General features: G+C 68.2%; 24 protein-coding genes. 11 read left to right on the forward strand and 13 right to left on the reverse strand.

The window, feature by feature from the left end:
- Positions 1-549: 549 nt before the first annotated feature.
- Positions 550-3,753 carry an AAA family ATPase gene (locus NI1_RS09550; RefSeq protein WP_067816986.1) on the forward strand — a complete coding sequence of 1,068 codons (3,204 nt, stop codon included), beginning with the start codon at positions 550-552 and terminating at the stop codon, positions 3,751-3,753.
- Between the two features lie 122 nt (positions 3,754-3,875).
- Positions 3,876-4,232, forward strand: coding sequence for a hypothetical protein (locus tag NI1_RS09555; protein WP_067816988.1), 357 nt, complete (start codon positions 3,876-3,878; stop codon positions 4,230-4,232).
- 3 nt (positions 4,233-4,235) lie between these two features.
- On the opposite strand, the gene NI1_RS09560 is transcribed toward NI1_RS09555, so the two are convergent.
- From NI1_RS09560 to NI1_RS09580, 5 genes are all read right to left on the reverse strand, one after another.
- On the reverse strand, positions 4,236-4,508 hold the full coding sequence (locus tag NI1_RS09560; RefSeq protein WP_067816991.1) for a DUF2277 domain-containing protein: 273 nt from the start codon (positions 4,506-4,508) through the stop codon (positions 4,236-4,238).
- A 40-nt stretch (positions 4,509-4,548) separates the two neighbouring features.
- Positions 4,549-5,067 carry a methylated-DNA--[protein]-cysteine S-methyltransferase gene (locus tag NI1_RS09565; protein ID WP_067816993.1) on the reverse strand — a complete coding sequence of 173 codons (519 nt, stop codon included), beginning with the start codon at positions 5,065-5,067 and terminating at the stop codon, positions 4,549-4,551.
- Entirely contained in the window at positions 5,067-6,659 is a 1,593-nt protein-coding gene (locus tag NI1_RS09570; protein WP_084522975.1) for a DNA-3-methyladenine glycosylase 2 family protein, read from the reverse strand. The genes NI1_RS09565 and NI1_RS09570 overlap by 1 nt, the downstream gene beginning before the upstream one ends.
- A 67-nt stretch (positions 6,660-6,726) precedes the next feature.
- Positions 6,727-6,966 carry a YbdD/YjiX family protein gene (locus NI1_RS09575; protein WP_067816998.1) on the reverse strand — a complete coding sequence of 80 codons (240 nt, stop codon included), beginning with the start codon at positions 6,964-6,966 and terminating at the stop codon, positions 6,727-6,729.
- 25 nt (positions 6,967-6,991) lie between these two features.
- Positions 6,992-9,271, reverse strand: a complete 2,280-nt coding sequence (locus tag NI1_RS09580) for a carbon starvation CstA family protein (protein ID WP_067817001.1) — start codon at positions 9,269-9,271, stop codon at positions 6,992-6,994.
- Between the two features lie 340 nt (positions 9,272-9,611).
- Here NI1_RS09580 and NI1_RS09585 point away from each other — a divergent pair, with 340 nt between their 5' ends.
- From NI1_RS09585 to NI1_RS09595, 3 genes are read left to right on the forward strand one after another with little or no spacing between them, the layout of a single operon-like run.
- Positions 9,612-10,925, forward strand: a complete 1,314-nt coding sequence (locus NI1_RS09585; protein ID WP_067817003.1) for an ABC transporter substrate-binding protein — start codon at positions 9,612-9,614, stop codon at positions 10,923-10,925.
- Complete coding sequence (locus NI1_RS09590) at positions 10,922-11,818, forward strand: carbohydrate ABC transporter permease (protein ID WP_067817006.1); 897 nt, start codon at positions 10,922-10,924, stop codon at positions 11,816-11,818. Before NI1_RS09585 ends, NI1_RS09590 begins: the two co-directional genes overlap by 4 nt.
- Positions 11,815-12,639: a carbohydrate ABC transporter permease gene (locus NI1_RS09595; protein WP_067817009.1), complete on the forward strand. Its 825-nt coding sequence runs from the start codon at positions 11,815-11,817 to the stop codon at positions 12,637-12,639. The genes NI1_RS09590 and NI1_RS09595 overlap by 4 nt, the downstream gene beginning before the upstream one ends.
- Here the strand turns inward: NI1_RS09595 and NI1_RS09600 are convergent.
- On the reverse strand, positions 12,556-13,572 hold the full coding sequence (locus NI1_RS09600; protein ID WP_084522841.1) for a helix-turn-helix transcriptional regulator: 1,017 nt from the start codon (positions 13,570-13,572) through the stop codon (positions 12,556-12,558). The genes NI1_RS09595 and NI1_RS09600 overlap by 84 nt on opposite strands.
- Positions 13,573-13,673: 101 nt before the next feature.
- Here NI1_RS09600 and NI1_RS09605 point away from each other — a divergent pair, with 101 nt between their 5' ends.
- The 3 genes from NI1_RS09605 to ychF all read left to right on the forward strand — a co-directional run bounded on the left by NI1_RS09605 (position 13,674) and on the right by ychF (position 16,796).
- Positions 13,674-14,300: a TIGR03086 family metal-binding protein gene (locus tag NI1_RS09605; protein WP_067817012.1), complete on the forward strand. Its 627-nt coding sequence runs from the start codon at positions 13,674-13,676 to the stop codon at positions 14,298-14,300.
- 113 nt (positions 14,301-14,413) lie between these two features.
- Positions 14,414-15,649 carry an SGNH/GDSL hydrolase family protein gene (locus NI1_RS09610; RefSeq protein ID WP_218026719.1) on the forward strand — a complete coding sequence of 412 codons (1,236 nt, stop codon included), beginning with the start codon at positions 14,414-14,416 and terminating at the stop codon, positions 15,647-15,649.
- Positions 15,650-15,716: 67 nt separating this feature from the next.
- Positions 15,717-16,796: a redox-regulated ATPase YchF gene (ychF, locus tag NI1_RS09615; RefSeq protein ID WP_067817015.1), complete on the forward strand. Its 1,080-nt coding sequence runs from the start codon at positions 15,717-15,719 to the stop codon at positions 16,794-16,796.
- Between the two features lie 24 nt (positions 16,797-16,820).
- On the opposite strand, the gene NI1_RS09620 is transcribed toward ychF, so the two are convergent.
- The 4 genes from NI1_RS09620 to NI1_RS09635 all read right to left on the reverse strand — a co-directional run bounded on the left by NI1_RS09620 (position 16,821) and on the right by NI1_RS09635 (position 19,396).
- Positions 16,821-17,480: a hemerythrin domain-containing protein gene (locus NI1_RS09620; protein ID WP_067817018.1), complete on the reverse strand. Its 660-nt coding sequence runs from the start codon at positions 17,478-17,480 to the stop codon at positions 16,821-16,823.
- Positions 17,470-18,096, reverse strand: coding sequence for an RDD family protein (locus tag NI1_RS09625; protein WP_157535023.1), 627 nt, complete (start codon positions 18,094-18,096; stop codon positions 17,470-17,472). Before NI1_RS09625 ends, NI1_RS09620 begins: the two co-directional genes overlap by 11 nt.
- A 131-nt stretch (positions 18,097-18,227) precedes the next feature.
- Positions 18,228-18,452 (reverse strand): hypothetical protein, encoded by a 225-nt coding sequence (locus tag NI1_RS09630; protein ID WP_067817024.1) that lies wholly within the window; start codon positions 18,450-18,452, stop codon positions 18,228-18,230.
- A gap of 104 nt (positions 18,453-18,556) precedes the next feature.
- A complete protein-coding gene (locus NI1_RS09635) occupies positions 18,557-19,396 on the reverse strand; it encodes a LysR family transcriptional regulator (protein WP_067817027.1) in 840 nt (279 codons plus the stop codon).
- A 106-nt stretch (positions 19,397-19,502) separates the two neighbouring features.
- On the opposite strand from NI1_RS09635, the gene NI1_RS09640 reads away from it, so the two are divergent.
- Complete coding sequence (locus NI1_RS09640; protein ID WP_067817030.1) at positions 19,503-20,240, forward strand: SDR family oxidoreductase; 738 nt, start codon at positions 19,503-19,505, stop codon at positions 20,238-20,240.
- A complete protein-coding gene (locus NI1_RS09645) occupies positions 20,237-21,160 on the forward strand; it encodes an NADP-dependent oxidoreductase (protein ID WP_067818064.1) in 924 nt (307 codons plus the stop codon). The genes NI1_RS09640 and NI1_RS09645 overlap by 4 nt, the downstream gene beginning before the upstream one ends.
- Before the next feature lie 25 nt (positions 21,161-21,185).
- Here the strand turns inward: NI1_RS09645 and NI1_RS09650 are convergent, their stop codons facing one another.
- Both NI1_RS09650 and NI1_RS09655 read right to left on the reverse strand, forming a co-directional pair.
- Positions 21,186-21,683 (reverse strand): GNAT family N-acetyltransferase, encoded by a 498-nt coding sequence (locus NI1_RS09650; protein WP_084522843.1) that lies wholly within the window; start codon positions 21,681-21,683, stop codon positions 21,186-21,188.
- Positions 21,684-21,772: 89 nt separating this feature from the next.
- Positions 21,773-23,218: an MFS transporter gene (locus tag NI1_RS09655; protein ID WP_218026720.1), complete on the reverse strand. Its 1,446-nt coding sequence runs from the start codon at positions 23,216-23,218 to the stop codon at positions 21,773-21,775.
- A gap of 340 nt (positions 23,219-23,558) precedes the next feature.
- Between NI1_RS09655 and NI1_RS09660 the strand changes: the two genes are divergently transcribed.
- On the forward strand, positions 23,559-24,143 hold the full coding sequence (locus tag NI1_RS09660) for a TetR/AcrR family transcriptional regulator (protein WP_067817033.1): 585 nt from the start codon (positions 23,559-23,561) through the stop codon (positions 24,141-24,143).
- Here the strand turns inward: NI1_RS09660 and NI1_RS09665 are convergent.
- Entirely contained in the window at positions 24,132-25,337 is a 1,206-nt protein-coding gene (locus NI1_RS09665; protein WP_067817036.1) for an alpha/beta hydrolase family protein, read from the reverse strand. The two genes, NI1_RS09660 and NI1_RS09665, sit on opposite strands and share 12 nt — an antisense overlap.
- Between the last annotated feature and the right edge of the window lie 15 nt (positions 25,338-25,352).

Here is a 25,352-nt window from a genome sequence, read left to right on the forward strand (position 1 = left end):
CCGCCACCCGGTCCACCGCGGCCGCCGAGAGCGAAGCTGCCCCGCAGTCGCGATCCGCGGTCGGTGGTGGAACCGGCCGTGCTCCGGAACGCACCGCCGCTGGATTCCCGGGGGCGGCGACAATCCGCGGCCATTCGCCCGAGAGATCCTCCGAGGCGGCGACAACCCATGGCGATTCGTCCGAGAGATCCTCTGGGGCGGCGACGTCCCGCCGGAATTCGTCCGCGCAGGAGCAGTCCGCCGAGTTCGGGCGGGCCGCAACGGGTGTGAGCGCGGAGTCGCAGGGCCTCTCTTCCTCCGGTTCGGTGCGCGCTACTTCCGAGACCGTGGGTGACTCGGGCGGATTGTTCGATGTGGCCGGTGCGGGTGAGCTATCCGAAGGGTCGGATGGGGAAGTGGCCGGGTTGTTCGACTTTCCCGAATCCGGTGGGGCCGCGAGTGGGATGACCGCGTGAGCGGTGGCGGTGGCCGGCGGTCGGCGTGTCCGGTGGGCGCGTGGAGGCGGCGGGTTGTTGGATGGTGTGTGGCGGAACGGGAAGGGGGCGGCGGGTGCGCCTGCATCGTTTGGAGTTGACCGCTTTCGGCCCGTTCGCGGAGCCGACCGTGGTGGATTTCGATGAGCTGGGGGCCGACGGGCTGTTTCTGCTGCACGGGCAGACCGGGGCGGGTAAGACGACGGTGCTCGATGCGATCGCGTTCGCGTTGTACGGGAGTGTGCCGGGGGCGCGCGGGGAGAGTAAGCGGCTGCACTCCGATCATGCCGATGAGCAGACGCCGCCGCGGGTGATTCTGGAGGCCACGATCGGCGGTCGCCGGTTGCGGTTGAATCGCACCCCGGAATTCCAGCGGCCGAGCAAGCGCGCCAAATCCGGGTGGGTGAAGGAGAACGCTTCCGCCACTTTGGAATGGCTGGACGGGCGCGGGCAGAACCTGTCCCGGATCCCCGATATCGGCGACGAGGTGCTGCGCCTGCTCGGCATGAGCGCCGACCAGTTCTTCCAGGTGGTGCTGCTGCCGCAGGGCGATTTCGCGCGCTTCCTGCGCGCCGACAACGAGGAACGCGAGAAGCTCCTCGAAAAGCTCTTCGACACCGAACGTTTCGCCACCGCCGAGCAGTGGCTCATCGACAAGCGCCGCGCGGCCGCCGCCGATCTCGACACCCGCAAACAGAGCATCGACCGCCTCATCGCCCAGGTTGGTGTGGCCGCCGGCCTGCCCGCCACCGAAACCGCGGGCCCCCTCGAATCCGTCGACTGGTCGCAGCGCCTGCTCGCTACCGCCCGCACCGCCCAGGACGAGACGGCTCTCGAACTCGCCCGGCGCCAACAACATTCGACGGCCGTGCGCGCCGAGGCCGAAGCCCAGCGCGCCCTGCACGAACGCCACCGCCGCCTCACCGCTGCCCGCGCCCAACTCGACACCTACACCGCCACCGCCGACCACCGCGCCGCCCGCCAACTCGAACTCGACCGCGCCCGCCGCGCCGAACCCGTAGCCTCCGCCCTCGCCGAAGCCCGTGCCGCCGCCACCACCCTGCGCCGCCGCGAAACCGAGGCCACCCGCGCCGCCGAACAACTCGCCGACCGCCTGCTCCAGCCCCCGACCGCCGAACTTCCCGGAACAGACCGGGCCGCGAAAGATCTCGCCGCAATCGAACTCGCCGGAACCGACCTGGCGGAAGACCTCACCTACCTCGAAGCGCCGGCCGCTTTCACCGACACCGCGAGCGGGTGGGACCCCGACGGAACGTCCGGGGGCGGAGCTATCGGCGGCCAGGGGAGTTCGCCGGGCGGTGGGCGCGGGCTGGAAGCCGCCGTGCAGCGGTGGAGTGCGCATATCGGGGCCTTGGACGAGGTGCGGGCCGATGCGGAATCGGCGACTCGGCTGACACGCGAGCTGGCGCAGTTGCGTAGCGCGCAGGAGGACATTGCCGCCCGGGCGGCGAAGTTGGCTCGTCGGCAGGAGGAGTTGCCGGGAGCTGTTGCGGGGGTGGAGGTTCGGTTGCGTGGGGCCGCGGATGCGGCGGCGGGACTGGCCGGGTTGGAGGCCGAGGTCGAGCGGTTGAAGGTGGCCGCGCGGGCGGCGGTGGAATCGGAGCAGCGGCAGGGGGAGCTGGACCAGGCCAAGAGTGCGTTCGAGGCGGCTCGGTCGGCGCATCTGGATGCACGGGAGCGGACCCAGGAGTTGCGGGAGCAGCGCCTGGCGGGGATGGCGGCCGAGCTGGCGGGCGTGCTGGTCGACGGGGAGCCGTGCACGGTGTGCGGGTCAGGGGAGCATCCGAACCCGGCCCGGGCGACCGAGCACGCCGTTTCGAAGGAAGCCGAGGAGGCCGCGCAGGCAGCGGAGCGAGCCGCGGAGGTCAAGCGGGAGCGGGCCGGGCAGTTGGTGGTGGAGCTGGAGCGGGCCATCGAGGTGCTCACCGAGCGCGGCGGCGGCGTCGACAAGGCGGAATTGGCTGCGGCGCTGGCTGATTCGAGTGCGCGCTACCACGAAGCCAAGCGGATGGCGGCCCTCGTCTCGGAGCTCACCGCGGAACTGAATCGACTGCGGGCCGACGAGACGAAATTGCAGGCGGAGCTGCGCGACTGCGAAAGCCAGGGCAGCGCGACCCTGGAACGGGTGCTGACGACCGATCGCCGCCTGGCCGAACTCACCGAACGCCTGCGCGCCGCGGCCGGTTCGGACGGCACGGTGGATCGCCGCCGCGCACGCCTGGAGGCCCTGGTCGCCGACGCTACCGCCGTACGCCAGGCGCGTATCGAGGCGTCGAGCGCCCGGGAGCAGGTGGCCGCGCTGGCGGTGCGCGTCGAAAAGCTCTCGTACGAGGCGGGCTTGGTGGAATCCGCGCCGCCGGTCATGGGCGAGACCGGGCCCGACTACAGCGCGCTGGCCGTGTACGGCCGCGCCGTGGACGCGGCATCCCGGACCGAACGTCAGCAGTCCGATATCGAAGCCGAACTGCTGGCGGCCGAGAACGCCCGCGCCCACGCGGAGGCCGTCCTCGCGGAACCCGAACTCCGGGCCGCCGCCGATGCGGTCCCGGGCGATCTCGGACAACTGGAAGCCGCTGTCGCACAGGCGGAATCGGCCTTGAACGCGGCCGTCGCCGCCAATGCCGAAGCCATCCGCCGCGTCGAACAACTGGAAGACCTCTGCTCCCAGCTGTGGGCCGCCGTCGACCGCATCGCCCCCATCCAGCGTGCGTACGACGAGCTCGCCACCCTCGCCGATGTGGTGGCGGGCCGCGGCGAGAACAACCGCCGCATGTCCCTGCGCTCCTATGTGCTGGCCGCCCGCCTGGAAGAGGTAGCGCTCGCCGGTTCCGTCCGCCTGCGCCGAATGTCCGGCGGCCGTTACGAATTCGTCCACACCGACGCCGCCGGCCCGCGCGGCCGCCGCGGCGGCCTCGGCCTCGATATCCGCGACGACTACACCGGCGCCATCCGCCCCGCCAAAACCCTTTCCGGCGGTGAGACTTTCATGGCCTCGCTGGCCATGGCCCTCGGCCTGGCCGACGTGGTGGCCGCCGAATCCGGTGGCCTGGTCCTCGACACCCTCTTCATCGACGAGGGCTTCGGCAGCCTCGACGCCGACACCCTCGACGCCGTCATGGGCGTCCTGGACGAACTCCGCTCCGGCGGCCGGGTGGTCGGCGTCGTCAGCCATGTGGACGAAATGCGCCAGCGCATCCCCAGCCGCCTGCACGTCATTCGCGGCCGCACCGGCTCCCGTCTCGAAACCACTGTCGCCTAGCGCGATCCGGCACCTGAGAGCTCCCTTTGGCCTTCACAAGATTTTTATAAGAAGATCACAGGGGGCGGGGCATACCGTCCTTGACAACAGCAAGACGAGATCGAAACCCTCAAGGACAAGCAATGCGGAAAGTCATCACCGGCGTACTCACCACCGCGGCCACCGCCGCGATCTCCATCGGCGCCGTGGTCGCGGCTGCGCCCGCGCACGCCGAGACCTACCCGGGCGCGTGCCTGGTCGTGCAGAACTACTCGGGCCGGACCGTCGAGGTCACCCTGGAGTACCCAGCCCGCAAGGGTGTCTGGACCTTCGAACCGGACGAGGTCTCGGTGCTCACCAACCACGACAAGGTCGTGACCACGCCGGGGGGCTACTGGAAGACGCACACCAATGTGGACGTCGCCGACAGCTGGAACTACGAGTGGGACCGCAACAACAGCAAGGGCTGCAACGGTTCCTGGGTGCTGACCCTCAACTAAGGGTCAGCGGGGGGTGAAACGCAGTTCGGACCGGGCGCGCGCCTTGGCGGCCTCCACTTCACGATCCTTGGGGGGAGCGGTGGTGGTGAGGGAGTTCAGCAGCTTGGTGGTGGCCGCGGTTATCTCGGCCACCGCCAGGTCGAACGCCTCTTGATTGGCGTGCGAGGGCTTGGTGGACCCGCTGATCTTGCGGACGTATTGGACGGCCGCGGCGTGTACCTCGTCGGGGGTGGCGGGGGGCTCGAAATTGTGCAGGGTTTTGATATTGCGGCACATGAATTCGAGGGTACGCGCGGCGGCTGACTAAAAAGACTGATCAGTCGGCTTCGTGCTCGAGCAGCCACCGCTTGGCGGGCAATCCCCAGCGGAAGCCGCCCAGGGTGCCGTCGGTGCGCAGCACCCGATGGCAGGGGACGAACAGGGCGGCGGCATTGCGGGCACAGGCGTTCGCGGCGGCGCGGGTGGCGGCGGGGCGGCCCGCGAGGCCGGCGTACGCGGTATAGGTGACGGGGGCGCCCGCCGGGATCTTGCGCAGCACTTCCCAGGCGTGCACCAGGAAGGGCCCGGACACCTGCCGCACGGTGATGCCGTCGATGGCGGTCAGTTCACCGGAGTGGTAGTCGCGCACCGCTTTCGAGACCGCGCCGAGCGAATCCCGTTGCCGCAGTACGGCCGGGCGCAGCGTCGGATGGATGAGACCGCGCAGGTGCTCGGTATCGGCGGTCCAGCCGGCGGCGAGCACCGCGCCGTCCGCGTCGACCAGCGCCGTGAACGGTCCGATGGGGGTGTCGGCGATGGCGAAATCTGCGGTGGGGGTGCGGGTTTCGAGGCTCATCAGGGGGTGGTTCTCGCTTTCCGGGCGCCGTTCGCGCCGTCGGGGGCGGGTGCGGGATTGGCCAGTGCGTGCTTCCACATGTGCATGGACAGATACGAGCGCCAGGGGGACCAGCGCGCCGTATCGGTGAGGTCGATGCCGAGCAGGGCGGCGCCGCGCCGCACGATCAGATCGGTGTGCAGCAGGATGTCGGGGTCCGCGAGCAGCCGCATGGTCACGTAGTCGGCGGTCCACGGTCCCACGCCGTCCAGGGCGAGCAGGTCGCGACGCAATTCCGCGGGGGTGCGGGCGGAGTGCAGCACCAGCTCGCCATCGGCCAGGGCCCGGGCCGCGCCGACGATCGCCTCGATCCGCCGGGAGGGCCCGGTCAGCACCTCGGCCCCGTGCTCGGCGATCGCGGCGGCGGTGGGGAACAGGTGCGGGATCGGGCCCGGAATGGATTCGCCGAGTTGCTGCACGAGGCGTGCGGTGTGGGTGTTGGCCGCCGCCACCGAGATCTGCTGTCCGATCATGGTGCGCAGCAGCAGTTCCGGACCGTCGAGGCTGCCGGGCACCCGGATGCCGGCGGGCAGCACCAGACCGTGCCCGGGTCGCGCGCCGGGCCGGACGAGGGCGGGGGTGAGTGGTTCCGGACCGGATGCGCCGTCGGCGGGATCGGCGATGCGCCCGGCCCGCGATACCGCTCCGCCCAGGCCCGCCGCCAGCGCCTCGTCGATGCCGACGGGGTCCGCGTCGAGATCCAGGAAATGCCGCAGCCGCGCCACGGTGGGCGCGAGATCGCGCATGTCCTGTAGCGCCAGCGAGGCGCGCACGTGCCCCGGCTGGACCGATAGCCGAATGGTGGTGTGCCCGTGCGGGGTTCGCAGACTGCGCGTGTACCGCCCGTCCTCGAAGGTCTCCAATCCGGGGACGGTGTGCGCGGCCAGGAACCATTCCAGCCACGATCGGTCGAGGGGCTCCCGGTAGGGAAGTCGCAGGGTCAGCAGCCCGTTGCCGGTCGGCAGCGTATCCCCGTTGCGCCGCCGCGATTCCTCCCGCAGGGTGGTCGGGCTGACCGCGAACACTTCCCGCACGGTGTCGTTGAACTGCCGGATACTGGCGAACCCCGCCGCGAAGGCGATATCCGACATCGGTAGCCGGGTGGTCTGAATCAGCAATCGCGCGGTGTGCGCCCGGTGCGCCCGCGCCAGCGCCAACGGCCCCGCCCCGAGTTCACCGGTGAGCACCCGGGTGAGCTGCCGCTGGGAGTAGCCGAGCGCGTCGGCCAGCGCGGGCACCCCGCCGCGTTCGATGACCCCGTCGGCGATCAAGCGCATGGCCCGGGAGGCCAGATCGGCGCGGGTGTTCCAGAGTGGGGAGCCGGGGGCCGCGTCGGGCAGGCAGCGCCGGCAGGCCCGGAATCCGGACTGCTGGGCGGCCGCGGCCGTCGGCAGGAAGGCGACATTGGTCCGTTTGGGCGTGATGGCCGGACACGAAGGGCGGCAATAGATTCCGGTCGTGCGCACCGCGGTCACGAATTGCCCGTCGAACCGGGCATCCCGGGTTGCCACGGCGCGGTAGCAACGCTCGAAATCCAGATAGTTCGCACTCACGGATTCCACAATGTCAGCCCGGCTGCACCGGTGCTAGCGGAAAACAGCCATCACAAGCCGAAAACCCTCAACAGCAGCGATTGGCGGGATTCTTGGTGGCTGCCTCGTGCCGGTCACGCCAGTACTGGCGTTCGGAGGGGATCTCGCAGCCGGGGTGATGCAGCCGCTGATGCTGCACATAACGTTGATAGTCGTTGCCGCCCAGAATCGAGTTGAACCACCAGACAACGGCTTTGAGCGCCCGGACAACGGCACGCCCCGCCGCCCGCGGTGAAGCTGCGGAGGGCGGGGCGGTCGTGTCACTCATGACTGTCAATCTACCGTCGCGGCGGTCAATGCACAGCCGCGCCGGGTGCTCTGACCTTGCCTTCGGCGATCAGCGCATCCCATTCCCGCTGGACTTGTTTCTCCGCCGGGGTGGCGATGAAGCCGCTGGGACCGAAGATCTTCGACGGCTCCTCCGCCGTCTCGGTGGTCTCACCGCCGCCGTTGCGGATGGCCTTCAGCACGACCAGCGCGCCGACCACGGCCACGATCAGCACCAGCACCGCGAACACGATCGAGAGCGTGCCCTGGATGAAGGTATTGCGCACCACCTTGTCCATATCGTCCATGGTCTTGGCCGGGGCCAGGATCTTCCCGGCGTCGCGCGCCACACTGTAGTTGTGGTGCTGGGTCCAGTAACCGATGTTCTTGTCCCCGGAGAAGATCTTCTGCCAGGACGCGGTCATGGTCACGATGAGATCCCACAGCAGCGGAATCGCCGGAATCCAAGCCCATTTCAGCAGGCCCTTCTTCACCACGATCACCAGCACCACGGTCAACGCCACCGCCGCGAGCAACTGGTTGGAGATGCCGAACAGCGGATACAGCGTGTAGATGCCGCCCAGCGGATCGGTCACGCCCATCAGCAGCACCGAACCCCAGGCCAGCACCACGATGCCGGAGCAGACGAACACACCCGGCCACCACGACGGATCCTTGAACTTCTTGGCCCCGGGCAGGTTGCCGATGGAGTCCGAGAGCATGAACCGCGCGACCCGGGTGCCCGCGTCGATGGTGGTGAGGATGAACAGCGCCTCGAACATGATGGCGAAGTGGTACCAGAACGCCTTCATGCTGGTGCCGCCGATGAACTTGTGCATGACCTCGGACATGCCGACCGCGAGGGTGGGCGCGCCGCCGGTGCGGGACACGATCGACTTCTCGCCGATCTCGGACGCGGTCTGGTTCAGCTGGGCGGCGGTGATCGGATCACCGTTCAGCCCAAGGCTGTTCACATAGGTGGCGGCCTTGTCGGCGGTGCCGCCGGTCAGGCCCGCGCCCGCGTTCATGGCGAAGTACAGGTGCTGGTCGATGATGCTCGCGGTGATCATCGCCATGACCGCCACGAAGGACTCCATGAGCATGCCGCCGTAGCCGATCATGCGCGCCTGCGACTGCTTCTCCAGCAGCTTCGGGGTGGTGCCCGAGGAGACCAGCGCGTGGAAACCCGAGAGCGCGCCACACGCGATGGTGATGAACAGGAACGGGAACAGGCTGCCCGCGAAGGACGGGCCCTTGCTGTTGCTCGCGAACTCCGACACCGCCGGGGCCTTGAGCACCGGCATGGTGACGACTACGCCGATGGCCAGCAGCGTGATGGTGCCGATCTTCATGAAGGTCGACAGGTAATCGCGCGGGGCGAGCAGCAGCCACACCGGCAGCACCGAGGCGATGAAGCCGTAGATGATCAGGCCCCACGCGATGGTGGTGCCCGAGAGCGTGAACCAGTCCTGGCCCCAAGCGGATTCGGCCACCCAGTTGCCGGAGATGATGGCCAGCAGCAGCAGCGCGAAGCCGATGATCGACACCTCGCCGACCTTGCCCGGGCGCAGGAAGCGCAGGTACAAGCCCATGAACAGGGCGATCGGGATGGTCATGCTGATGGAGAACACACCCCACGGGCTGCCGCCGTGCAGCTGCCCGTCCGCGCCCTTGGTGGCGGCGAGGGCATTGACCACGACGATGCCGAGCACGGCCAGCAGGATCATCATGATCACCAGCACGGCCACGATGGCGGCGATGCCGCCGACCACGCCCAGCTCGTCGCGGGCCATCTGACCCAGCGAGCGCCCGCGGCGCTTCACCGAGGCCCACAGCACCAGGTAGTCCTGGACCGCGCCCGCCAGCACCACGCCGACGATGATCCAGATGGTGCCCGGCAGGTAGCCCATCTGCGCCGCGAGCACCGGGCCGACCAGTGGGCCCGCGCCGGCGATGGCGGCGAAGTGGTGCCCGAAGAGCACCCGCCGGTCCATCGGCATGTAGTCCTTGCCGTTCTCCATGGCCTCGGCCGGAGTGGCGACGTCATCGCGCGGCTTGGTGATCTTCCATTCGATGAGCCGGGCGTAGAACTGGAACGCCAGCACATAGGAACAGATGGCCGCCACCACGATCCAGACGGCATTCACGTTCTCGCCGCGGACGAAGCCGACTATGGCCCAGGCGATCGCGCCGAGAACGGCGACGGCGAGGAAGATGCCCTTCTTCGCCGCCGACATGGGGGTCCGATCGACCACGCCTACCGGAGGTAGGTCGGGGTCCGTCCGGAGTTTTTCGATGGTCGCCATGCGACTGACTCTCCCGTGCGGTACTGCGGATTCTGTCTGAAATGAGGACAACGTAGCCGAAGTGACACAGGCGTGGACCAGCTTTCGCCAGTCGTTCACCTGTAGACATACCGCTGGGTATGGGTGGCCCGGCGGACGCTACGCCGGAGGAAGCAGGGGTGATGCGCGTCCGGTATCGGTGCCCGCGACTTCGCGTGTTTTCCGCGCGCCGCAGGTAGCTACCCGTATGCTGCCATGCTGGTCCGAGATCCGCGCGACCCAGGTCACAGATATATCTTTCGCCGCGCACCCTCTCGTCCGTGATCAGCCGCAACCGCCGCGTGACCCGGAGGAAACCGCGATGCCGCCTGCGTTCGACCGCCGCACCCTGCTCCGGTCGGCGGCGGCCGGTGCGCTGCTGAGTGCGACGGCGGGTTGCGGCGGCGGGGACGAGGACGCGGTCACCTTCTTCTTCCAGGCCCGGCCGGCGGAGGCGCGGACCCGGCTGAAGATCATCGAGGAGTTCCAGCGGCGGCGGCCGGACATCCGGATCCGGACCATCATGTCGGGGCCGGATCCGTTGCAGCAGATGCTGACCTACTGCGCGGGCGGCAAGTGCCCGGACGTCTTGATGGCGTGGGAGCTGCTCTATGCCGGGCTGGCCGATCGCGGCGTGCTGGTGGATCTGCGGGAGTTCCTGGACCGGGATCCGGCCTACGCCGAACAGCTCCGGGCCGACGGGTATCCGGCGCTGCGGGACACCTTCGGATGGAACGGCGGACAGTACGCGCTACCCGAGCAGTGGTCGGGGGTATTCCTCTATTACAACCGGAAGCTCTTCGCGGAAGCCGGGATTCACGCGCCCGCCCGGTGGTCGGAGGCGTGGAGCTTCGATGAATTCCTGAGTGCCGCGCGGGCGCTCACCCGTCGCGATCCGGACGGCCGCACCCGGCAGTGGGGGTTCACCGACGCTTGGGTGCCGTACTTCTCGGCCGCCTGCTTCGGCATGAACAACGGCGCGGAATGGTTCAGCCCGCCGGTGCGGCCGGAGCGCACCAACCTCGGGGATCCGCGGTTCGCGGCGGGCATGCAGTTCTATGCCGATCTGGCGGTGCGGCATCGGGTCGCGCCGAGTGTCGGTGACCGGCAATCGGTTTCGGCACAGGATCTGTTCCGCAGCGGGCGGGCCGCCATGCTGCTGGGCGGGCATTGGCTGTACTCGGAATTCACCGGGCGCGAGGATCTGGATTTCGATGTGACGGTGCTGCCGGTGGGGCCGGCGGGCGGGCCGGGGGCGGTGACCGATGTGGGCAGTACCGGACTGGCGATCGCCGCCGCCAGTCCACGGCGGGAACAGGCGTGGGAATTCGTCAAATTCGCGACCGGACCGGAGGGGCAGGCGATCATCGCGGAGTCGGGATTGTTCGTGCCGGTGCTCGAATCCGCCATGCGATCCCCGGGTTTCGCGGCGGCGCACGAGGGGATCCGCAATCTCGAGGTGTTCACCGAGGGGCCCTCGCACTCGCGGGGTATGGCTGTGACACCGCTGTGGGGGAAAGTGGAATCGCTGCTGGAGCGCGGGTGCAATCGGGTGCTTCGTGGTGCGGCACAGGCGGATTCGCTGGCCGGACAGACCACCACCGATATCGACGAGCTGTTGCGGGCGGCGGTATGAGCGGCCGGTCGGCGCTCGCACGCCGCCGAGCGCGGGCGGGAGTGGTGTTCATCGCCCCGAATCTCGCTGCCGTGCTGGTGTTTCTGCTGTTCCCGCTGGGGTTCTCGCTGTATTTGAGCTTCCATTCGTGGGATCTGTTCAGCCCGCCGCGATTCGTCGGCATCGACAACTATCGGCGCTTGCTGGGCGCGGATCCGCTGTTCTACATCGCGCTGCGCAATACCGCCGTCTTCACCCTGCTGACCCTGCTGCCGACGGTGCTGATCAGCCTGGTGGTGGCGGGGCTGCTGAATCGGAAACTGAAGGGGATCGGCGTTTTCCGGACGATCGCCTTCCTTCCGCTGGTGGCGTCCACCGTCGCCATGGCGGTGGTCTTCCGCTTCCTGTTCGCCAGCGATAACGGCTTGGCCAATCTGCTGCTCGGCTGGATCGGGCTGGGGCCGGTGCCGTGGCTGACCGATCCGGATTGGGCGTTGTTCTCGCTCAGCCTGGTGACGGTGTGGAAGAGCGTCCCGTTCGCCACGGTCATTCTGCTCGCCGCGATGCAGGGGATACCCGAAAACCTCTACGAGGCAGCGGAAATAGACGGTGCGGGGCCGCTGCGCAGGTTCGTGTCCATCACGGTGCCGCTCATTCGCGGCGCGCTCTCGTTCGTCTTCGTCATCACCATCATCAACTCGGTGCAGGCATTCGATCAGGCGTACGCGTTGACCGGCGGCAACGGCGGGCCCGAAACCGGCACCTATGTCCTGGGAATCATGCTGTTCCAGAACGCCTTCCGCTTCTACGAGGTCGGCTATGCCGCCGCGCTGGCCTGGGTGATCTTCGCGATCCTGCTGCTGCTCACCTTGATTCAGCTGCGCCTGTCCCGGCGTGCGGAGGCGGAGCAGTGAACCGCCATCTGGTGCGGGGGCTGCTGCTCTATCTGGCATTGATCGCGGTCGCCTGGTGTGCGCTCACCCCGATCCTGTGGGCACTGTCCGGATCCCTGAAATCCGAAGGCACGCTGAGTGATCCGTCGCCGCTGCCCGGCTCGCCGCAATGGTCCAATTACCGCGAGGTCTTCGATCTCATGCCGGTCGGCCGCATGTTCCTCAATACGGTCGCCTACGCCGCCTGCGTCACCGCCGGTCAGGTCTTCTTCTGCTCCCTGGCCGGTTACGCCTTCGCCCGGCTGCGATTTCCCGGCCGCGAAGCATTGTTCCTCGGCTATCTGGCCACCCTCATGGTCCCGCTCACCGTCACCGTCATCCCGCAGTTCCTGCTCATGCGCGCGCTCGGCTGGATGGACACCCCCTGGGCCATGATCGTCCCCGGCCTGTTCGGCAGCGCCTTCGGCACCTATCTCATGCGGCAGTTCTTCCGCACCCTACCGATCGAATTGGAGGAGGCCGCCATCCTCGACGGCTGCACCCCATGGCAGATCTACCGGCGCGTCCTGCTCCCGCACACCCGCCTGGCCCGCATGGTGCTGGCGGTGCTCACCTGGATCACCGTCTGGAACGACTTCCTCTGGCCGCTGATCATGATCCAGCGCAACGAATACGCCACCGTCACCCTCGGGCTGGTCCGCCTGCAAGGGCAATACACCACCGATTGGCCGCTGCTCATGGCCGCGGCGATGCTGCTGCTACTGCCGCTGCTGCTCCTGTACGCCGTCACCCAGCGCGCGTTCGTGCGCGGCATCGCCATGAGCGGGCTCGGTGGTCGCTGAGCAGTATCGCCGCGCCAGGGTGCGGATGTGGGCGACCAGTTCGGGTGGGCCGTCCACGCGGAAGTCCATCATCAGCATGCTCAGATAAACGGCGATGGTCTCCAAGGTGTCCGCGCCGGTCAGCAGCAGGCAGGAGTGCTCGTCGAGGGGTTCGACCACGCCCACGGTCGGATTGATGCGGGCGATGACGGTTTCGGCGGGCGCCAGCACCGTCACCCGGGCGTGGACTTTCCAACCGGCGGTGGCTATTTCGCGGAGGACGAAGGCGACCAGGTTCTCGTCGGGGAGTGGGCGGGCCGCGAAATATCGTGTGGCCGGGCGGATCTCGCCGAGCCCGGCCACCGGTAGTGCCTGCCAGGTGTGGGAATCGAGGCGGTAGGCGACCAGGAACCAGCGGCGCTGCCAGGAGATGAGGCGGTACGGCTCCAATTCGGCGTCGCCGGCGGTGAGGGTGACGGTGCCGCGAATGGCCGAGGCGATGGTGGCGAGGGTTTCGGCGGGCACCGGGGCCTCCGGTTCGCGGGATCCGGTGACCGCGGGTCCGACGTCGGTGCTGGAGCGCAATGCGGTGACCTTGCGTTGCAGGCGTTTCGGCAGGATGCGCTGCAATTTGGCGAGTGCGCGGGCGAGGCTGGCGTCGATATCGGCGATGCCGGTGCTGCCGTTCTCCGCCAGGCCCATGGCCACCGCGACCGCCACGGCTTCGTCATCGTCGAGCAGCAGGGGCGGCATGGTCGCGCCCTGGCCGAGCCGGTAGCCGCCGACCGGACCGCGGGCGGCGGCCACCGGATAGCCGAGTTCGCGCAGCCGGGCGATGTCCTGGCGCAGCGTGCGATCGGTGACGGCGAGCCGTTCGGCCAGGTCGCGGCCGGTATGCGTGCCGTTCTGCAAGAGGGACAGCAGGCGCAGCAGCCGGGTTGTGGTGGAGGTCACATCGGGTTCTTTCGAGGGGCCGGTTCAATTAGGAAGAAAACCAGCCTAATCGGCTCATACCTTTATCTCAACGGATCGAAACGACCTGAGAGGCAAGAACAATGAGCGAGAACCAGCAGACCGCCACCCCCGCCGCCGCCCTCGCCCCCGTGTGGCGCACCGTGCTCGCCGACTCGCACCTGGCGCTGGTCAGCGTGGTTGCGGGTGTCCGCGCCGACCAGTTCGACCTGGCCACCCCGTGCTCGGAATGGTCGGTCACCAAGGTCGTTCAGCACGCCGCCGGCGACCAGCTGGCCTACGCCAAGGTGCTCGGCATCGGGGACGGCCCGGCCTACAACCCCTTCGACCCCTCCGGCAGCATCGACGGCACCGCCACCGCGCTGGTCGCCGATGCCGTCGAGCAGACCGCCGCCGCGTGGGCCACCGTCTCCGACGACACCGAATCCGTCCCTACCCCGCTGCCCTTCGGTGAGCTGCCGACCCCGGTCGCCGCGGTGTTGTGCGCGCTCGATGCCGCGGTGCACGCCTGGGATATCGCCGTCGCCACCGGGCAGCCGTCGCCGTTGACCGAGGAGCTCTCCGGGCATCTGCTCACCGCCGCGCGCGGGCTGATCGAGCCGCTGCGGGATTACGGTGTGTACGCGGCGATCATCGAAACCGATTCCGCGACCGCCACTCCGGTCACCGACGAACTGCTCGGTTACCTGGGTCGCGACCCGCGCGCCTGAACCCGCGCCGCGCCGGGAAATCTCGGCGAACGGGAATTACATGCTCGCGCATGGAGTTGCGGATGTACGGACCGTCGGGAGGCGGTCCGTACGCTTCAGAGAGGGATCGATCCGTGCGTGTCGTCACCGTCATCGCCGCGCTGCTCGCGGCATTCCTGGGCTTCACCGCGCCCGTGCAGGCCGCGCCGAACTCGCTGCCCGGCTGGGAAGCGGTCTGGGCGACCGCGGTGCACACTCCGAACGAGAGCTTCGCACCCAACTGGTCGCAGACCGGATTCGCCGATCAGACTGTGCGGCAGGTGATTCGGGTCAGCGACGGCGGATCGCTGCTGCGAGTGCGGCTCTCCAATGCCTACGGCGCGCAACCGCTGGAGGTGAGCGGGGCGACCATCGCGCGTAGTTCGGATGGGGCGGGAGTCACGCCGGACTCGGTGCGGCCCTTGACTTCCGGGCTCAGTGGCTCGTTCCGGATCGCCGCGGGCGCGGAGCTGGCCACCGATCCGGTGCTGCTGCCGGTGTCACCGCTCGAATCCCTCACCATCACAATGTATTTCGCTGCTCCGACCGGGCCGTCCACGTATCACGCGCAGGCGCTGGGGACCAGCTACCTGGCCGCCGGTGACCATCGCGCCGATGCCGCGGCCGCCGCGTTCACCGATACCAGCACCTCCTTCTACTACCTCTCCGCCGTGGAGACCACCGACCTCGCACCGCACCGCGCGGGCGTGGCGCTGTTCGGCGACTCCATCACCGACGGCTACGGCGCGACCAACGACGCGCGCCACACCTACCCCGACGCGGTGGCCGAACGTCTTGCGGCGCAAGGGCAGTCGCGGCCGGTGCTGAACCTGGGCATCGGGGGCAACCGGGTGACGGTCGATTCGGCGTGGATGGGTGAGAGTGCGCTCAATCGTTTCCGGCGCGATGTGGCCGGCCAGCCCGGTATCGAGACCGTGGTGATCCTGGAGGGCATCAACGACATCGGCCTCAGCGGCGGCGGCATCCCCATGGGCGCACCGTTCCCGGTGGTGTCGGCACAGCAGTTGATCGACGGCCACCGCGCGCTCATCGCGCAGGCGCATGCCGCCGGGCTGCGGGCGGTCGGGGCGACCCTGCTGCCCTTCGGCGACTCGGCCTATTTCACTCCCGAGCACGAAGCCGTTCGCGCACAGGTGAACGCGTGGATCCGTACCTCCGGTGCGTACGACGCCGTCGTCGATCTCGACACCGTCCTCGCCGATCCCGCCGACCCCGCGCGCCTCACCGCCGCCTACGACGTCGGCGACCACCTACACCCGAGCGATCTCGGTTACGCGGTGATGGCGGATGCGGTGGTAGCCGCCCTGTGACGGCCCGCCCGGACTGGCGCCGCCCGAATCGTCCGCCCCGGATGTGCGCAGGTAAACTCTCGTTCTCGTGAGTCTCACCCTCGGAATCGTCGGCCTGCCCAACGTCGGAAAGTCGACGCTTTTCAATGCGCTGACCCGCAATGACGTACTGGCGGCGAACTACCCGTTCGCCACCATCGAGCCGAACACCGGCGTCGTGCCGCTGCCCGACCCGCGGCTCGGCGTGCTCGCCGAGATCTTCGGCTCCGAGCGCCAGCTGCCCGCCGTGGTGACCTTCGTCGATATCGCGGGCATCGTGAAGGGCGCTTCGGTGGGTGAGGGCCTGGGCAACAAGTTCCTCGCCAATATCCGGGAAGCCGACGCCATCTGCCAGGTGGTGCGCGTCTTCGCCGACGACGACGTGGTGCACGTGGACGGCAAGGTCGATCCCCTCGCCGATATCGAGGTCATCGAAACCGAGCTCATCCTCGCCGACATGCAGACCCTGGAGAAGGCGGTCGTCCGCCTCGACAAGGAAGCCCGCATCAAGAAGGACCGCAAGCCGGTGGCCGACGCCGCCAAGCAGGCCCAGGAAGTCCTCAACGCCGGCCGCACCCTCTTCGCCGCCCGCAGCGAACTCGACGTAGACCTGCTCAAGGAGCTCTCCCTCCTCACCATCAAGCCCTTCCTCTACGTCTTCAACGCCGACGAGGCAGTCCTCACCGACGAGGCGAAGAAGGAAGAACTGAAGGCCGCCGTAGCCCCCGCCGACGCCGTCTTCCTGGACGCCAAGATCGAGTCCGAACTCATCGAACTCGACGACGAGTCCGCCCTCGAACTCCTCGAATCCATCGGCCAAACCGAACCGGGCCTGCACGCCCTGGCCCGCGCCGGCTTCCACACCCTCGGCCTCCAGACCTACCTGACGGCAGGCCCCAAGGAATCCCGCGCCTGGACCATCCACCAGGGCGACACCGCCCCCAAGGCCGCCGGCGTAATCCACACCGACTTCGAACGCGGCTTCATCAAGGCCGAGATCGTAGCCTTCGACGACCTGGTGGCCGCCGGCTCCATGGCTGCCGCCAAGGCCGCCGGCAAGGTCCGCATGGAAGGCAAGGACTACGTCATGGCCGACGGCGACGTAGTCGAATTCCGTTTCAACGTATAGCTTTTCGCCAACCCGCGACCGCGATCACCGATAGCCGGTGCTGGAAGGCGCCAGATCGCGGCGCAGGATGCGGGTTTCGCGCGCGTGACCCGGCGCGCCCAGGAAGCGGTAGAGCATCCGGACCGGCGCGGGAATATCGCGCAGGAAGTGGGCGCGTTCGCTCGGGTCGGCCTCCTCGAGGATGTGCCCGAGGAAAACCAGGGCCCGGCGTTTGGGGAGCGAGGCCATGCCGCGTTCACCCAGTTCGGCCCATTGGGGTTCGGTGAGGGTGAGGGCCACGAGGGGCAGCACCGAGTTCTCCTCGTCGGCGAGATGCTCGCTGAGAACCGGGAGCAGGCGAGCCACCGCCGCCGTAACCTGTTCGGCCGCGGCCGGATCGGACTCCCATCCGGTGAGGGCGGCGTCGAGCGCGGCCATGCCTGCCGCAAGCGCGGCGTGCTGGGACTCCATGAGCTCGATCAGGCCGGTGTCGATGCCCGCGGAACGCAGCCGCGGCCAAACCAATTCGTCCTCGGAATCGTGATGGTGGTGCAGCGCCACGAGCAACTCGCGCCCATGACGAACCACACGGCGTACCTGGTCTACGTCGGATCGCGGTGTAACAGCGGCGATTTCGCCCAACAGCCGGATTTCGCGCATGAAGGCGCGGTGCACGACAACCATGGCATGGGTATCACAGCTCATTGTTCAGGGCCCTTCGACGAGTACGGCATCGCCATGAAGATACGGCCACAACCGCTTGCAGCGCCTGTCTGATCTGCCGATTCGGGCCCGCGACGTCGCAACGGCGGACTACGACCAGGCCCGCGAAGTTCACGTAGAGGTCGCCGCGTCTGCGGATTTCGGTGGGCAGGTTATCGCCTGCGCCGATTACGTCGCGGAAGCCGGGGCGCAGGCCGTCGGTGCCCCGGATCTGGGTGAGTCCGCAAAGGTGCTGGCCGAGAGTGGCCCCGGTCCACGCCGGCAGGGCTATCAGCTGTAGCGGCATCAGGGTCCAGAACAGGAATGCCGTGGTTTTGTCGATGCCGGTGCCGCTGAGCAAGGCCACCGTGACGCCGACGGCGGGCGTGATGATCATGATCAGCGTGAAGTCGATGACGCTGGAGATCGCCTTGCGTAGGTCGCGGGGAGCGGGATAACGCGGATCCCCTTCTGCACCGTGGTATTCCGGCGTTTCGATCGGATCCGGGACCGGGTGCGGGCCGGAGACCGCCATTTCGGCACGACCGGAATCGCGGATCATCCTCGCCGCCGAGATAGCCCGTCGTACCACGCGCAGCGGTCCGCCGCGCACCCCCACCGAAAATCACCGCGCCATCATGGCACAAACACCCGCAGGCGTACGCGCCTCCGCACTCGGGCTGTGAACAGGGGCGATCGACGTGCAGGGTAATGGGCTGGAAGGCGAATTCCGTTTCAAAGTCCAGGTTTTCAGGGCTGGAGGGGGAGGCAGTTGCTGCCGGCGCGGGCGGACAGCGAGGCGGTCAGGTCTTTCAGGAAGCATAGGAATTGGACCGGGGCGCTTGCGCTGCCGCTGTCGGCGATCTGATCGGCGGCGGGGGGATTCGCGGGTGTGGCCGATGCTGATGCGGCGGTGAGTGTGGGGGTGAGAATCATTGCGCCGGTGAGAATTACGACGCCGAGGCGGGTTCGCATAGCTGTGTCCTTCCAATGGCGGGCGAAGTCGCGCCGCGGGGCGAACTTATCCGGATGTGGCTGCTCGGTACAGCCCCGGAAACCGGTGCCACCAGGAAGATCGGCTAGAGGTGTGTGGCCGTGTGGACCAGGTCGGCAATAGGTTTGGATTTGCTGTGTGGGGGCCAGGCTATGACGGTGGTGACGGGTGGGGCGTCGGGGACGGGGATGACGGCGTGGTCGTCGCGGAGTTCGGCGCGGAGGGATTCTGGCATGAGGGCGCAGGCTCGGCCCAGGGTGATCAGTTGGGTTAGTTGGGTGTGGTCGCGGACTCGGGGGCCGGGGCCTTCGGGGTAGGTGCCGTCTCGGCGGGGCCAGCGGGGGAGGGGGAGGTCGGTCAGGGTGTCGATCTCGGTTATCGATATTTGGGGGCGGGTGGAGAGGGGGTGGCCTGCGGGGAGGACCAGGATTTGCTGTTCGGTGTGCAGGGGCTCGGTGTCGAGGCCGGCGGTGGTGTCGTAGGGGTGGTGGAGGAGGGCGACGTCGGCTGATCCGTTGCGTAGCAGGGTTTCCGGTTCACCGGGGCCGCAGAGCATCACCTCGACGATGACGGGGGAGGGGGTGGCGGCGTAGGCGTCGAGCAGCTTCGAGAGCAGTTCTCTGGATGCGCCGGCTTTGGTGGCGAGAACTATGCCGGGGTGGTCGGCGGCGGCGCGGCGGGTGCGGCGTTCGGCGGCTTCGACGGCTTCGAGGGCCAGGCGGGCTTCGCGTAGCAGCACCGAGCCGGCTTCGGTCAAAGTGATTGCGCGAGTGGTGCGATGCAGCAGGACGGCTCCGAGTCGCCGTTCCAGCTGTTGGATCGCTCGCGATAGCGGGGGTTGCGCCATGGAGAGTCGTCGGGCCGCGCGGCCGAAGTGCAACTCCTCGGCGACGGCTACGAAATATCGCATCTCACGCGTCTCCACCGGGTCATGGTAAACCGGGTATCACCACGTCCGATACCCGTGCGGTATCGCCGCGCACCCGATCGGTCTTGGACGCTGCGCCCGGCGGCGCAGCAGGATCGGTGCTGTGAGTGAACAGACGATCGCGCTGGTGACCGGCGCTAACAAGGGAATCGGATACGAGATCGCCGCGGGGTTGGGTGAACTCGGCTGGCGAATCGGGGTGGGCGCGCGGGATCGGGAACGCCGGGACGGTGCGGTGGCGAAGCTGCGCGCGGCTGGGGTCGATGCGTTCGGTGTACCGCTAGACGTGACCGACGATGCGAGTGTGGCCGCGGCGGCCGGGTTCATCGCCGACCGTGCCGGAGGTCTGGACGTCCTGGTCAATAACGCGGCGATAGTCGGGGAACATCCACAGACGCCCACCACGGTGGATCCCGCGACGCTGCGAACCGTGGTGGAGACCAACGTGATCGGTGTCGTTCGCGTAACCAACGCGATGTTGCCGATGCTGCGCGAGTCCGCGTCGCCGCGCATCGTGAACATGTCCAGCAGCGTCGGTTCCCTCGGCCTGCAAACCACACCCGGTCTGCCCGGCACCGAGATCGGTTCTTTCGCGATCACCGCCTACATGGCTTCGAAGACGTTTCTCAACGCCGTGACGATTCAGTACGTCAAAGAGCTGCACGACACCAATATCTTGATCAACAACGGGTGCCCGGGTTTCACCGCCACCGACCTCAACGGCTTTCGCGGCATCCGCACCCCGCAACAGGGCGCGGCCATCGCGATTCGCCTCGCGACCCTGCCCGACGACGGCCCGACCGGCGGATTCTTCGACGACGCCGGAACGGTGCCGTGGTGATTAAGGCGGTCCGATACGACGGGTTCGGCGGGGTCGAGGTCTTGCGGGTCGACGAGGTCGACCGACCGGCGCCGGGGGACGAGCAGGTCCTCGTGCGGGTCGAAGCGGCAGGCATCAACCCCGGTGAGGCGGCCATTCGAATCGGCGCGATGGCTGACATCTTTCCCTCGACCTTTCCGTCCGGACAGGGCAGCGATCTCGCCGGGGTCGTCGCGGAAGTCGGCGCCGGAGCCGAGCGATTCTCGGTCGGCGACGAGGTGATCGGATTCTCCGAAAAACGTTCCGCCCAAGCCGAATTGGTCGTGGTCGATGCCCGCAACCTCATACCCAAACCGCGCAATGTCCCATGGAAGGTGGCGGGCGGCCTGTATGTGGCCGGCGTAACGGCCTGGGGGACAGTGCATTCCGTGCAACTCGGCAAGGGGGAGACCGTCGTCGTCTCCGCCGCCGCCGGCGGAGTCGGTTCACTCACCGTTCAGCTCGCACGCCGTGCCGGGGCCACGGTCATCGGCCTGGCGAGTTCGCACCACCACGAGTGGCTGCAAAACCACGGCGTGATCCCGGTCGACTACGGTGACGGCGTCCTCGACCGGATCAAGGCCGCCGCACCCCACGGTATCGATGCCTTCATCGACACCCACGGCGGCGGATACGTCGAACTGGCCCTCGCGCTCGGCGTCGCGGTCGAACGGATCGACACCATCGCCGATTTCGCCGCGGCCGCGAAATACGGCGTTCTGACCGAACCCGGAACCCACGCCAGGCCCGGCGCCGAGGTCCTCGCCGAACTGGCCGCCCTCATCGCCGAGGGATACCTCGAAGTCCCGATCGCCAACATCTACCCGCTGGCGAACGTCCGCCAGGCCTACGCCGAACTCGAACGCCGCCACACCCGCGGCAAAATCGTGCTGGTGCCGTAAGCCACACCAGCACAACATATTCCGATCAATCGAGGCTTTTGTGCATGATCTCGTAGTCGCCGACGGTGGCGTGCCGAACCCATCCGTTGGTGCGGTACAGCCGCTGCGCGGGGTGGTTGTCACGATGGACGCCGAGGGAAAGCCCGGGTAGACCGGCGTGCGTGGCAGCGGCGTGAAGTCGTTGTAGCAACGAACTTCCCAGTCCGCGGCCGCGAACCGCGGAAGTGATGGCGATGGTCAGTTCGGGGGTGCGCTCGTCGATGAATGCCGGTGATGCGGTTTTCGCGTCGAACAGGCGCACCCAGGCCGCGCCGGCCGCGATGCCGCTCTCGTCGTGCGCGATGACGCCGAGGTCGGTGGGCCGGCCCCAGCCGCTGATGTAGCGGTGGGTGCCGGGCAGCGCCGGTAGGTCCTCGACCGCGAGGTCTGCACCGGATGCTTTCGCTGCTTCGACGAGCATCGCCGCCAGGAAGTGCTGGTCGTCGGAGTTGGTTTCGCGGAAGGTGAACTGGGTTGTTGTCATCGGGTGCCTTCGTGAGTCGTGAACAGGGGGTTGATGTTTCGCGCGCTGCCGTCGCCGCGTCGGTGCCTGAGCACCGACGCGGGACGGATTCAGCTTTGCGGCTGGCGGCGGGGTAGCAGGAACATCAGCGCCCACATGACGAGCAGGGCGCCGATCACGTACCAGAGCGCGTCGGCGAAGGCCCCGGTCACGACCGTTCCGGTGCTGCCCGCAGGCGCGTGGACGAAGTACACCACCGAGACCAGCGCGATACCGAGGGCGGTACCCACTTGCATCGCGGTATTGAAGACACCGGACGCCGCGCCCATGTCTTGGGGATCGACCTCGCCGAGCGCCAGCCCGGCCAGTCCTGCGCCGATCATGCCGAAGCCGCAGCCGACCGCGAGCATGGGCGCCACCGCAGCCGCGAAGGGTACCGCGGTCTGCTCGCCGGATACCAGCAGGTCGTAGCCGATGAGTGTCAGCGCGACCAGTAGCGCACCCGCCTGCGGCACCCGGCGGGCCTGTGCGAGAACGAGTTTCGACGCGAGCATCGCGCCGCCCATACCGCCGACCGCGATCGCGGCCGCCGCCGGGGCGAACCGCGCGGGGGACAGGCCGAGACCGTCCTGCATGAACAGGGTCCAGCTCAGCAGCAGCATGCCCGAGACCAGTCCGAAGACCAGTTGCGCGGAGACGCCGCCGACGAAGCCGCGGCGCGCGAACAGCGACAGCGCGATCAGCGGCGAGTCGCCGCGCACGGTCTTGGCGCGCTGCTGGACGACGAACCCGGCCAGCACCGCCACCCCCGCCACGATCATGCCCGAACACCAAGCCGGCCAATGGTTTTCGCCGCCTACTGTCAACGGGTACATGACCAGCAGCAGACCCGAGCTGCACAAGACGATGCCCAGCGGGTCCGAGCGCCGTGCCTGCGGGTCCCGCGACTCCGGACTGAACCGCAGTCCCAGCGCAACTGCGGCCAGGCCGACGGGCAGGTTGATCAGGAAGATCGCCCGCCAGCCCAGTCCGAAGACATCCGCGCCGGTGAGCACGCCGCCGAGCACCGGGCCCAGGACACCGCCCAGGGACATGATCAGGCCGTACAGGCCGAACGCCTTGGCTCGCGATTCCCCGTCGAAGCTGACGTAGATGGTCGCCAGCACCTGCGGGACCATGATCGCGGCCGCCGCGCCCTGGAGCGCACGGCCCGTGATCAGCATGGCCGGACCTGCCGCGATGCCGCACAGCAGTGATGCGAGGGTGAACGCGGCCGTACCGGTGAGGAAGACCCGCTTACGGCCGTAGAGATCGCCGAGGCGGCCACCGGTGATCAGACCGAGCGCGAAGACCAGCGTGTACGCCGCTGGAATCCATTGCACCGCAGCGCTTGTCGCGCCGGTTTCGGATCGGATGGTGGGCAGCGCGGTGTGGACGATCGAGCCGTCGAGGGCGTTCATGAGCTCGGCGACCAGGACGACCGCGAGCGTGACTAGCAGGGCGCGCCGCGTCGCGCCGGTGGCGCCGCGGCCGGTGCCGAGAGTTTCCGAGGACACGGAAAACCTCCTGTTCTGACAGTTGGTGCGGGATACGGAAAGGCCGGGGCCACGTACGCCAACTGCGCGCAGGAGTGAAAAAGGGTACGACGAAGCCCAGGCCAACTGGAAAAGCCGTCCACGGCATGACCGGAGCGCGCGGCAGCGGCTCACGGGGTCATCGCCGAGACAAACGGCTACTTGGCCTGGGAGATAAGTCATCACCTCGGAACTCGATCGAACGAATGGTTAGGTATGTTTGTACCTTACGACTCGGCGGATGTGCGAGTCGTGTGATGCGAATCGCATTGGGTACATATGTACCGTGCGGGCCGATTGATCAGCGAAGACGAGGAGCGGAATGCCGGCCGAGAAGACCGAGGTGGACCCGCGACCCGTGCGGCGGCGCAGGTTCGACCCGCAGCGGCGGCGGCGGATCGCCGAAGCCGCCCTGGCCGTCATCGGCGAACGCGGCATCGAGGGCCTGACCCACCGCGCGGTCGCCGAAACCGCCGACGTGCCGATCGCGGGCACCACCTACCACTTCAAGGACAAGGAAGAACTGCTCGCCGCCGCGCTCGAACTCGCTGTCGCGCAATACGAGTCGATCATGGCCGCGATTCCCCGGGCGCACCCCGGCCACGACATCACCGACATCATCGACCAGACCGCCGATGCCCTGGTGGCCTGCTTCACCACCGACCGCGCGGTCACGACCGTCCAATTCGAGTTGTACGTGGCCGCCATACGCCGGCCCGCGCTGCGCGCCATCGCGGACCGCTTCACCGCCGCGACCCGCGCGATGTACGCCCACTACACCGACGCCGATTCGGCCGAACTGCTCGCCGACGCCGCCGAGGGAATGACGTTGCGGGGCATCGCATCCGACTTTCCGCCCTCGCGGGACCGGATTCGGGCGCAGCTGCTGCGATGCCTACCGCGCTGACTCGGGCAGGGTTTCGTCGAGCCAATCGAACATGTGGCGGTGCAGGGTGGCGCGGCCGCCGTAGGAGCAGTGTTCGCCGGCGCCTTCGTTCTCGGGGAGTTCGATCAGGGTGGCGGGGCATTTCAGGGCTCGGTGGAGGAGTTTCGGTTCGCCGGCGAAGAGGTCGTTCTCGGGGTCGAAGATGAGGGTGGGGGCGGTGATCAGGTGGGCTACGTCCTTCAGGGTGTAATCCTCGGTGCGGCGGATGTAGTCGGAGTGGGAGGTGGCGCCGAAGGTCCACTTTCCGTTGCGGAGGGCCCAGCGAATGCTGGTGTTGTGAGCCATCATCAGGGCGATGACGGGTTCGGAGCGGTCGTCGTGGTGGTTCATGATCCAGTCGGTGAGGAACGGGGGGATCGCGCGGAGGTGGAAGGCGTGGTAGTCGTAGAGACCGCCGTCGGTTACCACGGCGGCGATGCGGTGTTCGAAGGCGGCGGCGCGGGCGACCAGGTAGCCACCGAGGCTGTAGCCGTGCAAAGCGATTCGGGCGGAATCGATTTCGGGGCGGGTGCGGGCGTAATCGATTACCGGCGTGATCACGTTCTCCCAGTCGGGGCGGAAGAACAGGCGCTGTTCGCGTAGGGCCGCGCCCTGGCCGGGGCCGTCGTAGGCCAGGCAGTTGTAGCCGCGGCGCAGGGCCGCGGCGGCGACGGCGAAGTACGCCTCTTCGAGGACGGAATCGAATCCGCTGGTGAAAACGACTGTGGGGCGGGGGGTTCCGGAATCGTCGACCAGGAACAGGTAGCCGGGCAGTGTCGTGTCCTCGTACGGAATGGCGACGGCCTCGACCGGTGAATCCATCAGCTCGGCCGCGGTGGCGAAGGTGGCGCGGGCGTGCTGTGCGGCCGTGCGGGCGGCGGCATCCTCGAATGGGTTGTCGCGCAGGTAGAACTCGCTGTTGCGGTGGTAGTTCGATGCGCGCAGCAGGGCCTCGCGGGCGCTGACGCGGTGGCCCTGCGCCAGTGCGCGGCGGCCGGCCGCCTCGACTCGCATTGCGGTGGCGCTCCATTCGCGGTACCAGGCCGCCTCGTCGCCATCGCCGATATTGCGGGCGGTGACCAGGACTTCGCCCAGGTCGGCGCCGCTGTAGTCGGCGAAGCAGGCGGTGCGGAGCGTTTCGAAGGAGAAGGACTCGTCGTTGAAGAGGAACTGCATGATGCCGCACCTTCG

It is taken from the genome of Nocardia inohanensis NBRC 100128, from assembly GCF_001612945.1.
In the GTDB taxonomy this organism is placed as follows: domain Bacteria; phylum Actinomycetota; class Actinomycetes; order Mycobacteriales; family Mycobacteriaceae; genus Nocardia; species Nocardia inohanensis.

Coding starts and splice junctions, on each gene's coding strand:
- NI1_RS09555 (WP_067816988.1), top strand. CDS start 3,876: ATGCGGAAAGTCATCACCGGCGTACTCACCACCGCGGCCACCGCCGCG.
- NI1_RS09585 (WP_067817003.1), top strand. CDS start 9,612: ATGCCGCCTGCGTTCGACCGCCGCACCCTGCTCCGGTCGGCGGCGGCC.
- NI1_RS09665 (WP_067817036.1), bottom strand. CDS start 25,337: ATGCAGTTCCTCTTCAACGACGAGTCCTTCTCCTTCGAAACGCTCCGC.
- NI1_RS09580 (WP_067817001.1), bottom strand. CDS start 9,271: ATGGCGACCATCGAAAAACTCCGGACGGACCCCGACCTACCTCCGGTA.
- NI1_RS09620 (WP_067817018.1), bottom strand. CDS start 17,480: ATGAGCTGTGATACCCATGCCATGGTTGTCGTGCACCGCGCCTTCATG.
- NI1_RS09630 (WP_067817024.1), bottom strand. CDS start 18,452: ATGCGAACCCGCCTCGGCGTCGTAATTCTCACCGGCGCAATGATTCTC.
- NI1_RS09605 (WP_067817012.1), top strand. CDS start 13,674: ATGAGCGAGAACCAGCAGACCGCCACCCCCGCCGCCGCCCTCGCCCCC.
- NI1_RS09590 (WP_067817006.1), top strand. CDS start 10,922: ATGAGCGGCCGGTCGGCGCTCGCACGCCGCCGAGCGCGGGCGGGAGTG.
- NI1_RS09560 (WP_067816991.1), bottom strand. CDS start 4,508: ATGTGCCGCAATATCAAAACCCTGCACAATTTCGAGCCCCCCGCCACC.
- NI1_RS09660 (WP_067817033.1), top strand. CDS start 23,559: ATGCCGGCCGAGAAGACCGAGGTGGACCCGCGACCCGTGCGGCGGCGC.
- NI1_RS09575 (WP_067816998.1), bottom strand. CDS start 6,966: ATGAGTGACACGACCGCCCCGCCCTCCGCAGCTTCACCGCGGGCGGCG.
- NI1_RS09565 (WP_067816993.1), bottom strand. CDS start 5,067: ATGAGCCTCGAAACCCGCACCCCCACCGCAGATTTCGCCATCGCCGAC.
- NI1_RS09650 (WP_084522843.1), bottom strand. CDS start 21,683: ATGACAACAACCCAGTTCACCTTCCGCGAAACCAACTCCGACGACCAG.